Source organism: Pseudoalteromonas prydzensis, from assembly GCF_011050055.1.
GTDB classification, from domain to species: domain Bacteria; phylum Pseudomonadota; class Gammaproteobacteria; order Enterobacterales; family Alteromonadaceae; genus Pseudoalteromonas; species Pseudoalteromonas prydzensis_A.
Map to the genome: position 1 here is coordinate 1 of NZ_DRGM01000076.1, position 12904 is coordinate 12904.

Annotated in this window: 9 protein-coding genes; 4 read left to right on the forward strand and 5 right to left on the reverse strand. The window is 40.8% G+C overall.

What is annotated here, in order from left to right; genetic code table 11:
• Positions 1 to 1066: NupC/NupG family nucleoside CNT transporter (locus ENH88_RS06600; protein ID WP_304180947.1), on the forward strand; the 1066-nt coding region annotated here is incomplete at its 5' end.
• A gap of 197 nt (positions 1067 to 1263) precedes the next feature.
• Positions 1264 to 1980 carry a substrate-binding periplasmic protein gene (locus ENH88_RS06605; RefSeq protein WP_304180951.1) on the forward strand — a complete coding sequence of 239 codons (717 nt, stop codon included), beginning with the start codon at positions 1264 to 1266 and terminating at the stop codon, positions 1978 to 1980.
• A gap of 4 nt (positions 1981 to 1984) precedes the next feature.
• Here the strand turns inward: ENH88_RS06605 and ENH88_RS06610 are convergent, their stop codons facing one another.
• Positions 1985 to 2731, reverse strand: a complete 747-nt coding sequence (locus ENH88_RS06610) for a substrate-binding periplasmic protein (RefSeq protein WP_349768647.1) — start codon at positions 2729 to 2731, stop codon at positions 1985 to 1987.
• 121 nt (positions 2732 to 2852) lie between these two features.
• Complete coding sequence (locus ENH88_RS06615; protein ID WP_058559473.1) at positions 2853 to 3062, reverse strand: cold-shock protein; 210 nt, start codon at positions 3060 to 3062, stop codon at positions 2853 to 2855.
• 491 nt (positions 3063 to 3553) lie between these two features.
• Here ENH88_RS06615 and ENH88_RS06620 point away from each other — a divergent pair, with 491 nt between their 5' ends.
• Positions 3554 to 5725: a M3 family metallopeptidase gene (locus ENH88_RS06620; protein WP_304180961.1), complete on the forward strand. Its 2172-nt coding sequence runs from the start codon at positions 3554 to 3556 to the stop codon at positions 5723 to 5725.
• Between the two features lie 71 nt (positions 5726 to 5796).
• Here the strand turns inward: ENH88_RS06620 and ENH88_RS06625 are convergent, their stop codons facing one another.
• Positions 5797 to 9804 (reverse strand): rhombosortase-dependent M36 family metallopeptidase, encoded by a 4008-nt coding sequence (locus tag ENH88_RS06625; RefSeq protein WP_304180965.1) that lies wholly within the window; start codon positions 9802 to 9804, stop codon positions 5797 to 5799.
• 134 nt (positions 9805 to 9938) lie between these two features.
• Between ENH88_RS06625 and ENH88_RS06630 the strand changes: the two genes are divergently transcribed.
• Positions 9939 to 10439: a hypothetical protein gene (locus ENH88_RS06630; protein WP_304180967.1), complete on the forward strand. Its 501-nt coding sequence runs from the start codon at positions 9939 to 9941 to the stop codon at positions 10437 to 10439.
• On the opposite strand, the gene ENH88_RS06635 is transcribed toward ENH88_RS06630, so the two are convergent.
• Both ENH88_RS06635 and ENH88_RS06640 read right to left on the reverse strand, forming a co-directional pair.
• On the reverse strand, positions 10440 to 11153 hold the full coding sequence (locus ENH88_RS06635) for a M15 family metallopeptidase (RefSeq protein ID WP_304180970.1): 714 nt from the start codon (positions 11151 to 11153) through the stop codon (positions 10440 to 10442).
• 121 nt (positions 11154 to 11274) lie between these two features.
• Positions 11275 to 12873 carry a sensor domain-containing diguanylate cyclase gene (locus ENH88_RS06640; RefSeq protein WP_349768646.1) on the reverse strand — a complete coding sequence of 533 codons (1599 nt, stop codon included), beginning with the start codon at positions 12871 to 12873 and terminating at the stop codon, positions 11275 to 11277.
• Positions 12874 to 12904: the final 31 nt, after the last annotated feature.

The following is a 12904-nucleotide window of genomic DNA, read 5'->3' on the forward strand; positions in this document are numbered from 1 at the left end:
AAACGCCTTAGTGAGCATGTCAAAAGCCGTATCATCGGTAATTGGTTTTGCAAATGACGGAATATCGTTTTTATTCGGTTCGCTTGCTAGCCAAGATACCTTAGGGTTTATTTTTGCCATACAAGTTTTGCCCGTTATTGTGTTTTTCTCTGCTTTGGTTGCAGTGCTCTACCACATTGGCATTATGGATTGGATCATTAGGATCCTCGGCGGTGGCTTACAAAAGCTATTAAATACATCACGAACAGAGTCACTATCAGCAACGGCTAATATTTTTGTTGGCCAAACTGAAGCGCCGCTGATTGTAAAGCCATTTATTGCAACCATGACTAAATCGGAGTTGTTTGCGGTAATGGTCGGTGGCTTAGCGACTGTAGCAGGCTCGGTAATGGCCGGTTATGTCATTATTGGGGTTGAGCTTAAGTATTTAATTGCAGCCAGCTTTATGGCAGCACCAGGTGGATTTTTAATGGCCAAGATGATTGTGCCAGAGACAGAAACGCCTAAAGATACTTTAGCTGACTTAGACGATATTGAAGATAAACCGGTTAATGTGATTGATGCAGCAGCATCAGGTGCGGCTAACGGCATGCATTTAGCATTGAATGTAGGTGCAATGTTACTGGCATTTGTAGCACTTATCGCATTATTAAACGGGTTGTTAGGTGGAATTGGTGGTTGGTTTGATTACCCAACCCTGACACTACAAGAAATTTTAGGCTATATATTTGCGCCGGTTGCCTGGTTACTTGGCGTACCCTGGAGTGAAGCAATTATAGCCGGTAGCTTTATTGGTCAAAAATTAGTAGTTAATGAATTTGTTGCTTATTTAGACTTTATAAATTATCGCGATACGTTAAGCGCACACACACAAGCGATTGTCACATTCGCGTTATGTGGGTTTGCTAACTTATCATCGATAGCCATTTTACTAGGTGGATTAGGCGGTATGGCGCCTAGTCGGCGAAAGGATATCGCACGCTTAGGGCTCAGAGCAGTGTTAGCAGGATCTATGGCTAACCTTATGAGCGCCGCAATTGCAGGTTTTTTCCTCTCGCTAGCTTAGAAACTTTGAGATGAGCCTTAGTTGCAAAACAATAGGATAAAGCTTTAAGGGGTTAAAGCCTTATCCGATTTGAACGATACTTCACCAAGGGCCGCAAGGCCCTTTTATCGTTTTAGCACAAAAACTTTTATTCGTTTCATCGTACTTTTCTTTGTTATTGTTATACTTAGTATTCTCAATCTTATCTGGGTAAATAAATGCGACTATTCATTAATTTTCTGCTCATTATCAGTGTTCATGGTGTTGCGCAGCCAAACTTAACGGTTGTCACAGAGCTGTCACCACCGAATCAAATGTTGATAAATAATCAGGTAACCGGCTACAGCACTGAATTAGTGAAAATGATAATCTCAGAAGCGCAGCTCAATGCATCAATCAGTATGTACCCTTGGGCACGCGCTTATAAGATGGCAAGTCATAACAGCAACACCTTAATTTATAGCATGGCACGCACAACAGAGCGAGAAGCGCTATTTCATTGGATAGGCCCAGTCGCACAATTTAAAATGGGCTTTGTGAAGCTTACAGAGCGCAGTGATATAAACTTTAATGATACAGAGCAAGCTAAACAATATAAGATTGCCGTGCAGCGCCATGATCTTGCATCGCAAGTATTAGTAAAGCGTGGCTTTGAAGTGTTGCTGACCACTGATATTCAAAAGTCATATCAGTTATTACTGGCAAGAAAAGTTGATATGGTGGTCGACGATGCGAATTACATCGCCGCAATGAGTGAGCAACTAGCTATCAATGCTAATACACTGACGTTTGTGCATGCCATAGAAGGGCTGACAGTGGCAGGTTACTTAGCCGCAAATATCAATACTGATGAGGAGGCGGTAAAAGCATTACAGCAGGCATTTTTAAAGGTTAAAAATACTGAAAAATACCATCAATTGATAACGGCTAATTAATTCGCTATTTTACATAACGATGCCGATAAGCATCAAGGTTATCAACCGCTCTAAGTTTTTCTAATTGCTCATTGAAGCGCTCAACTATTGCAATAGGCATCTCTTTATTAAACACTAAATAGTTACCCTGTAATGCATTTAGTGGCAGCTCAACTAGTTTGACGACTTCTTTACCACCGTGACCAAATTGCTGTAGTTGATAATCCAACGTTAATTCAGAGCTGAGTATTAAATCGATTTTGTTTTTAAAAAATAAGTTCATATACTCATAATGATGAGCCACTGTTAAAAGATTTTTATCTTTTTCAAAACCGATCCCCGCCACTAACTCTTCGTAAATATTGCCTCTAACAACCCCTAAAGTATATGCACTTACTTGAGAAATATCAGTTGGGTTAATGTGCTTATTACTCGTAAGTCGATAAAAAAATGTACGTGCAGAAAGCAACGGACCGACCCAATAAAATAACTCTTCGCGCCCAGCACTACGCGCGGTTGATACTAACCCTGAAAGTGGCTTTTTTTGCACTAAATCGTATGCACGATCCCAAGGTAACAGCTCAAATTTGCATTCCACATCGGCAAGCTCGCACAAGGTACGCACAATATCTAAATTGATCCCTTGCAGCTGCCCTTTATTGGAAAAATTATAAGGGGGAAACTGTTCAGTAAAAATAGTAATCGTTGCCTTTGCAGTGCAAGTAAAAGTGGATCCAAGGCTAAATATGAGGATAAGTAGTCGGTAGATAATCTATCTCACTGCAGAATAATAAGAATAGATAAATAATAGGAGGGAGAGGAAATTACGTCAATTTTCAGACACAAAAAAGCAAGCCTTAGCTTGCTTTTTTTATTCTACCTAGAAGGTAAAATTAAACAGCAGTGATGTTCTCTGCTTGTGGACCTTTTTGACCTTGTGAAAGAGTGAACTCTACACGTTGGCCTTCAGCTAAAGTTTTGAAACCTTCGCTTTTGATTGCTGAGAAATGTGCGAAAACGTCTGGACCATTTTCTTGCTCGATGAAACCAAAACCTTTAGACTCGTTGAACCACTTAACTGTACCTGATACGATGTTAGACATAGTAATATCCTGATATAAAAATAAAATAAATTGCTCATATGAGCGGGTGTAGCAAAAAATGAGATGGTACTTTAAAAACTTCAGGACGGTACTACAAGTATTACTTATACAACATCGAAATGGAGATTTATAGCTTTCATGCTTTCTTTCTAGCTGCGGCCCACTATATAGAGTTAATTAGCGATGTCAACCCCTTTGTGGTTTATTTAAATTAGATTAAACGCTAAAAGTAATAAAAAGCATGGCGACTTTTTATGAAATTTCACCACTTATCGCAGCTAATGATCAGCTTATCGCAACGGATGAGGTCATTAGTGCTCATCCACAGTATGCTCGGCGATTAACTATCGAGTGGTATCAGCTCCATCTCAGTTCGCTGTGCTGTCATCTTTTGTGCAATTTCATTATCTAACAGCAAGCACTTAGGTTTTAGAGCGCTCACAGCGCGATATCGACACAATTTAATTTTTAAAAATGACAAGAGAAAAACAATGAAACACTTATTACTCGCAACCGCGATCAGCTCAGCGTTATTACTAACGGCTTGTTCTGAACCTCAAACAACAGCCAATAACAATACTCAAACCGAGCAACCCACAACAGCCGCCGAAGTACAGCAAGCAAATCCACTGTTCGTGAAAAGCGTTTTGCAATACCAAACGCCTGACTTCAATGCGATTAAAGACAAACACTTTATGCCTGCGTTTAATAAAGGCATGACAGAGCAAATGACTGAAGTGCAAGCGATCATCAACAATGCTGCAAAGCCTGATTTTGCCAATACGATTGTTGCACTTGAAAAAAGTGGTGAGCTTTTAACCCGCACTCGCAGCATTTTCTATAATCTAGCAGGCAGTGACTCAAACCAAACGCGTCGAGAAATACAAAAAGAGTTAGCTCCTAAAATGGCCGCGCACAACGACAATATATTCTTAAATAAAGCATTATTTGATAAAGTAGCGGCGATCCATGCGCAGTCAGAGACACTGGCACTTAGCGCTGAAGAAACACGCTTACTCGACGTTTATTACAAACGCTTTGTACGAGCGGGTGCGCAGTTAAACGATCAACAAAAACAACAAATTCGTGATATCAACACCAAGCATTCAAGCTTAACCACACAGTTCTCGCAAAACTTATTAGCACTGACTAACAGCAATGTTGTACTCGTTGCAGATAAAGCTTTGCTTGACGGTTTACCAGCGGGTCAAATTGAACAGCTTGCCAATGCAGCCACACAAGCGGGCCACCCGGGTCAGTACCTGATCAAAATCACTAACACAACACGCCAGCCAATTTTAGCAATGCTGAAAAACCGTGAGCTACGTGAAAAAGTATGGCGCGCATCTGCAGAGCGTGCGCTATCGGGCGAGAATAATAACCGCGAAATTGTGGCTGAGCTTGCTCAGTTACGCGCTCAAAAAGCAAAATTACTTGGTTACGATAACTGGGCTGCATTTGGTTTAGAGTCACAAATGGCGAAAAAACCAGAAGCCGTCTTTGATATGTTTGCCAGCATGATCCCTGCGTTGATGCAAAACGTTAATGCTGAAGCTGCTGCGATCCAAGCGAAAATCGATGCCTCTGGTGAGCAATTTAAACTACAGCCTTGGGACTGGTTATTCTATGCAGAGCAAGTACGTACGGATAAGTACAACCTAGACGAAAATGCAGTGAAAGAATACTTTGAATTTAACCGTGTTTTAGAAGACGGCGTGTTCTTCACCATGAACCGCTTATATGGCATTACTTTCAAACCACGCACTGATATTCCGGTTTATCACCCAGATGTTAAAGCGTATGAGTTATTTGATGCCGATGGTAAGAGCCTTGCGATTTTCTTTGCTGATTACTTTGCTCGTGAAGGTAAACGTGGCGGCGCGTGGATGAGCTCGTTTGTCAAACAATCTGGCTTAAAAGAGCAAAAACCGGTGGTTGTGAATGTCATGAACATCCAAAAAGGCGCCACAGGTGAGCCAACGCTTATTAGCTATGATGAAGCGACTACTATCTTCCACGAGTTAGGTCACGGTCTACATGGCATGTTCTCGAAGGTGAAGTACCCTACGTTATCGGGCACGTCGGTGTCTCGTGACTTCGTTGAGTTCCCGTCAACGTTTGAAGAAGATTGGGCGATGCACCCTGAAGTTATCGCAAACTATGCGAAACACCACGAAACAGGTGAGCCAATTCCTGATGAGTTACTGACTAAAGTAATTCAATCACGTAGCTTCAACCAAGGCTACGATACCTTAGAGTACGTTGCTGCTGCACTGCTAGATATGGAATGGCACTCATTAGCTGCTGATGCGCCATTACAGGATATTGAGAAGTTTGAGCAACAAGCCCTAACTAAGCACGGCGTGAACGTACCATTTGTACCACCGCGTTATAAGTCAGCGTTCTTCTCACACTCAATGGGGGGCGGTTACTCAGCGGGCTACTATGCATACATGTGGAGTGAGATTTTAGCGGCCGATGCCTTTGCTTACGTACAAGAGCAAGGTGGTTTAAGCCGTGAAATGGGTGATAAGTACCGTAAAGAGATCTTAGAAGTCGGTAACTCACGAGACCTAATGGAGTCGTTCAAAGCGTTTCGTGGTCAAGAGCCAGACACCTCAGCATTATTGAAACGCCGTGGTTTAAAAGCAACGGTTCAGTAACAATTTATATTAATTAAAAAGCCCTTGCAGTACGCTGCAAGGGCTTTTTTTATCACTGTAAACTATTAAGATTAACGCTTACGGCGGCGACCTAATAATGCTAATGGAGTAAGCAATAACATCAAGAAGCCAAAACTACCACTGCTTGATTTAGGTTTCGGCTGCTCAACCACAGGTTCAGCTTCGTTACCCACAGCAACAGTTACTTGCTCGGTAACCGATACTTGACCATCACTTACCACGACTGCGAATACAACGTCTTCGTCACTTGTGATTGCGCCAGGAGTAAAGCTCAGTACTGCTGTATCTGCATTGGATAGAGTTGCTGATGTGCCACTTACTTGTGTCCATGAATAAGTAAGTTCATCGTCATTTCTATCCGAAGCTACGGCAGTTAAAGTGCTCGTTGCTGATTCAGTAACGCTATTTTCACCTGTAATTGTTACAACAGGCGCTGCGTTATCACACGCTACGCTATCGCCGGCAACCACTGTTGAGAAGATAGGTGTTGTAACATTATTAAATGTAAGGTTATCTATCCACCAACCAAAATCGCTTACAGCGCCATCTGATGAAAGGCGGAAACGTAGTTTTGCTCTGTTGCCATTCAGCTCAGTACCAAAATTAATTGTTTCGTAGTTACCGTACACATCACTATCATCAATATTATTACCTGTGAACGTATCGCGATTTTGAATAGCTTGTGATTCGTTCTCAATTAGCGGGCCATCATAGCCTCGATTAAATGTACCGCCCATCTCAGTCACATCAACCCAGTTACCACCATTTACGCTGATTTCAACAACGCCACCATCCCATTCATTTTCGATAAGATAAAAATGCCAGAATGACACTTCAAAATTACCGGAGAAACCAATATCAAAAGCTTTCGTTTCTACAGCCACATCTGATTCAAAATCATTGTTTTGGAGGAACATTGTTTGTTCGCCAAGAGCAAAGCCAAAGCTATTGAAAAAGGCAACATTGTCATCAGCAGCCATGCTTTGCGTACCTTTGGCTAAATCACCGCCGGTCATTACATTTTCTTTTAGGTCAAACAACGACGCAGCCGCTACTTCCATGTTATCCATAGTTTGCGCACTAACAGGCTGTTTTTCTTCAAAGCCCATGTTGACCGTATATGTAAATGTCTCACTTGCCGCTTCAACAATTTCATCATCAGCAGATAGCTCTGGGAATGAGACTTCGATTTCTAAGGTTTCGGCTGTTCCTGATTCATTTAAGATAAACTCAATAGGTGAGCTCGTTGTCGAAGCAAATGGCATTGTATCGGCAAATGTTACTAAGCCATCATTTTCAAATGTAACATCATGACCACTGACTACTGTCAGTTGAGCTTGAGTACCACTAAGCAGTTTATTACCAGTATTTGTAATGCTTACTGTTAATGTAGCCGTTTCTCCCTTATCAACTATACCGTCGTTTGAACAAAAACCTAGCTCTGCACCATTGTAGTTTGCATCAATAGCCACATCTTTGAGGTTAAAGCTAGCCAGTTCCATCTTGTCAGATTCTACAACGCCCGTTAAATCTGCACTGAAACGATCTGGCGCTACAGCACCTAAACCCATGCCGCGTTTAGCAAATGCACCTAAAATCAGCTCATAATCTTTGGTATCAACAGCGTATGCCGCCGCTAATATCGCATCACGTGCTTCAGTATATAAAGGCGCAATTGGTGTTAGTTTATAGCCCGCAACAAGGTAGTTAGCCATGCGATTTTGTGCTTCTTCAAAACCATGTTCATTGATTAATGCTACATAACTTTCCCAAAGCATGGTCGCCCAAATTTCACCCGCAGCATGTGGAGAGGCTACGCTGGTTGGTGAAATGCCCACATCTGCACCTGCATTTTCAGTAATGTGACGGAATGAAAGTGGGTTAACTTCTTTGTTTGTCGAGTATGGTACACGACGAATACCGTAGTAGAAGTCTTCAACAAACGTACCGCTACCATATGCTTTTTGGAATTTGTCATTACCTGTAATGTTTATGTCGTCCGCTTTTGCGATAAACATAAGTGAGTGGAAATCCCCCCAACCTTCGCCCATTGCCCGGCCTTGGAAGTTAATTAGCCCCGAAGAGTTACCAACAAGACGGTTACTAATATAGTGACCCCACTCGTGAGCAATGATACCGTTATCAAGTGTGCCATCTTTTAATGTAGCATTGTTGAACATATTAACAGTAACAGTGTTACCAGCATCGATAGAGTCATATATCAAGTGGCCATCAACGAAGTTAAGACCCATGTTAGGAATTAACACCGCATCATCTTCACCACCCATAGGAGCGGGCTCAGCTGAATCTGGGTCGTTATTTACAACAATAGCGCCAATAGCACCCGCTTCTTGCGCATGCAAAACTTTTGCAGTGAAATTACACGAACCACGATCAACTAAAGCAATTTTCCCAGCTAACTCTGCGCCATTCGTTGCAGGCTCACAACCATCGAAAAAACTACCTGAATCTATATCATTACTATCAACTAATCTTACAACTTCAGCGGCAATATCTGAGAACTGAGCTTGACCAAAGCCTGATACTTTTGAAGAGTCAAGAAGACCAATACCTGCATCAGAGGTAACCACAACGCCAAAATCAATACCGACTACAGCATCTTTACTATTGTATAAATACATTTGCATACGCGGGCTTGCGCCATCAGCTGGTGTTGACATATTAGCGTTATTTAAACCGCTATTATCTTGTGCTTGTGCCTCAATTGGGTCACCTTCAACACCACCACGTTCATAGTTAGAAAGCTGAGCTACGTTCGAAGTTTCATCAAAGCCATGATCATAAAAGAAATCATGCAAGAAATTGTTCATGTAGAACAAGTTAACAATTGCTGCCTTACGGTTATCGTAGCTGTTCGCTACTTGATCAACTTGATATGGATAATCAAATGTAAAATCAGATGTTGTTTCAGCAGTAAAGTCACCTTCAGTGAAACCCTGTGGTGCAATAACATCCGCATATGCAAATACGTTATTACCAGATGTAGTCGTAGCGTCATCAGCAAGCCATGGATCCATGGTGCTTAACTTACTGTAATAAGAAAGGCTAACCAAAGGCGCAGCAAGAATTTCGGTTTCATCTATTTGATCTGGGCCATCGGCGGGGATCACATCGCCATGAGGGCCTTCCCAAGGATAACCATCCGCATCAGCCCAGACACGGTAGTTAAAATCAGCTGCATGCGCTTTTAAGTCTTTTTTGAAATATACTTTGCTGTTTTGTGCGCCAATAACATAACTGAAATAGTCACTTTCTAGGCTGTTTTGATCAGCAACTTCAACCTCAACATAATATGCTGATTCAAGCTTGCCATTTACCTCAAAGAATACTTTTTTAGCGCGCGGCTGACCAAGTACAACTTTATCACCACTTTGGCTCGTTACATTATATTTAACGTAATCGCCTTGTTCAGCTGACTTAGTCAGTGATACGTTAATATCTGCAAGCTTTTTAATCGCTTGCTTGATGCTTTGCTCAGCTCCAACAAAATCAGCTAATGGCGCTAATGAACGATTAGCATTTGAGCTTGTATTAGCGAAGTAACCAGATCCTGCAACTAAGTTATGTTCCTTATCCATGATAAGGTTATATTCTCGGTTAAATACTTCAACACCATGTACTTGTTGTTTATATTTAGCAGTTATAGAGCCACGCTTTTGCTCTGACAAATCGGTTAGTACCGCACTTACAACACCTTTTTTAGCAGTACTAACGCCTGTTAATGCATTTAGATAGAAATCTGCAGCATAAGCATTACGTTGTTCAGGTAAAACAACTGACATGTTAGGTTTAGCTTGACCTACAGCTTGCCAAAGAAAAGTTGCCTTGCCAAGCTGAGCATCAAAAATTGAATTGTGCCCCGAGACTGTTCTACGTTCTGCTAATGCTCGTTGCTGTGTCATTTGAGGATTAAATTGTACTTGAGAGCTGACACTTGGCGCATTAAAAAATCGAGTTTGTTCACTCGCTTGTATTTGACTCGATGCCAAAATAGCAGTGACCATAGTAGCAACAGCTGTTACTTTAAATTGAGACATTATTGATTCCCTATTGTTATATTTTTAATTCCGGTTAACAATCATAACCAAGATTAATGTACCGAACAAAATTAACAAAAAATACACAACAGTGTAAATGAAAGTAAATGAACACGAGATAAAAGCGAGGAAAAATGAAAAACAAACATAAATTACAAATAGTTATACTTTCAATTGCATTGATGGGTGGGTGTAAAAAAAATGCAACGCAAGTTGATAGAGGTGATGAAACAGTCAATTCAAGTGCATTAAAAGAACAAGAGCAAGCTCTTAACTCTTCGAAAAAGCAGCATAACCCTGTCGAAAAGCAATTAATCAGCAAATCCATTAATAATAATGGGGATAAAATTAGCTATAAAACAGATAAATTACTCAAAGGGACAATCGTTTTTAATCATGCAACAGCAGAGCAAGGCATTGTTACAGGGACAGTTTTCATCACTTTGAGAGACGATATACTGCCATTGGAACTTAAAAATACATACGATGTTAAAAAAGTTACAAAGCATACGTATCGATTTTTAGTCGATAAAAATACCGACTTAAAATTAACTATAAGTGATTTAAAACAATTTGCATCTATTGAAAGTACTGAAATCGCTGTTAACTACTCACCGATAGAAGAGCAATTTTAATCACTGCACCACAAAATCAAAATAGGTATTCGGGTAGGCTTGTGGCTGATAGGTAAAATGCCACCACTCCATAGCGTAAGGCGAAAATCCAGCGGCCAGCATAAGATTTTTTAACTTATACCTATTCGCTTGTTGTTCTGGGGTTACACGCGGATCGTCGGTATTTGAAATGGTATCGAACATATCAAACAGCGAGCCCATATTAAGCGCTTTACCTTGGCTATCCGTCAAAGTTAAATCAATCGTTGAGCCGCGGCTGTGGCCTGATTTAGCCGCGATGTAGTCACCTAGCAACTGGTCTTTACCTAAGTTGGGATAATACGCGGCTTTGGTTTTTGTGTCGGTTTCGTCATTAACCCAGCGCACAAAGTGATCTACCGCACGTTGCGGCCGATAACAATCATAAATTTTAAAATTATAACCAGCTTGCTCCGCCTGAGAATGTGCTTTTAGCAGCGCTGCAGCTGCTGTTTTATGGAGTAAGCATTTAGGCGCGTTATAACCTGCAATTGGCTCACCGACAAAGTTTCGCTCGCTAAAGTAGCGGATATCAAATAATGCGGTCGGTATTAAGGTTGCCACATCAACAAACTCACTGCGATGGCTTTGAGCCGGGTCAACATTTGTATTGTTAGCTTCGCTGGCAATTGCCGCACAACTAAACGTACCAACACCCAGCAGTGAGATTAATTTAAAACTGATATTTAACAACATAGTTGTGGCTTTGAATATTAAAAACAGGCTATTAATATTGCATAATTAAAAACCATTGCCAATAAATTATTCCATGGAACTTGACATAAAAATAAAATCAGCGGAATACTCTATCAGCATATTATTGCTGTTCGACAAACTCAGATTGGATAAGCTGAGAATCAATAATACACCGATTACGACCCGTTTTTTTCGCTTTGTATAAAGCCTGATCCGCCTGTTTGAGTATATCTTCAACACTTAATTGCATTAGTGGCCAGCCAGATATACCTATCGATATGTTGATACTTCCTACTGGTTCGATGATTGTTTCTGATACCCGCATACGTAGTCGTTCCGCGAGTAAATAAGCTGATTTGGCGTTAATATTAGGTAATATAACAATAAACTCTTCACCCCCCGTACGTGCAACAAAATCATTTTCACGGGTTACATCAACAATAATTTTAGCCAACGACTGTAAAACAATATCACCAATATCATGGCCAAATTCATCATTCACACGTTTAAAAAAATCAATATCGATAGCAAGCACAGTGAATGGCGTTTGCTGTAAAGTGAGTTGCTCTAACATGAGCTCCAGACTACGTCGATTATGCAAGCCTGTAAGGGGATCTGTTTGTGCTTCATGTTTTAATAAACCAATCTGGTTTTGTAATAAACCAACCCCTTTTAGCATCGCTAAACGCAGTTCAGAGCTTTCATAATACCAAGAGCGTACTTGCTTTAACTGCTGCGATGTAGACGGGTTATCAAGTGTTTTTGCGGTTTCTGCTAGTTGCCGTAAAGGCTTTGCAATTAACCGAGCTAACACCCAAATAAACACAAAGGTTGCCAATCCAACCGGCAGAGTTCGATATAAAACATTCATCATTAAATCGTCTAATGGCGCAAATGTAGCGTCTAATGGTCGTTGCGTAACAATGCCCCAAGAAGCACTTTTTAATGGTGCATAACCTGCCAACATCACTATGTTTTGACTATTGGTTAACTGCCTAGTGCCACTTTCACCTCTTAGCACCGCTTCGATCACTGGATTGTTAAAAACTTGCTCACCGACCCGAGAAACATCTGGGTGATAAAGTAAGCGTCTACTTTTATCAACTACATAAATATAGGAACCGTCTTTATGAAAATGTACTTGCAGTAAGTCATGTAAAATTCCTTTTTGCTTGAGATATAAGGTCCCTCCTATATAGCCAAGGTATTCATTTTGAAGGTTAAATATAGGATGCGAAATAAATATTATGAGGTTGCCGGTGACAGAAATATAAGGCTCACTGATCATTGGTTTTTTATACGCCAACGCTTGTTTTGCACCATCACTTTCTAATAGTTGCCCTTTTATCTTTAGACTCAATGGCGAAAGTCCTAATACCACACCATTTTTATCGACGATCACCGTTGAGTTAAAGCTATCAGTTTGCAACCTAAGTCGCTGCGCCTCTTGCGCGAGCGTGTTTGCATCATTAAATTCAGTCGCAAGGACTTTTGCTGAATAAGCGAGTTGCTGTTGCGATGCCAATAAAAACCGATCCGTTGCAGAGACGAGTTTAGCCGCATACGCATTATGATTTTTTAAGGTCTGGGATTGCAGTTGCTGCTTTTGTACTTGGTAGCTGGAATAAAAGCTATTTAAAAAGGTGATCATCGTCACTGAAATAGCTAAAAACAAGATTAATTTTTTTAAATCAAGGTTGATATTAATAAGGCTTCGCAAAATAGGTCTTCTCTATGCTGGCCTTGTATTT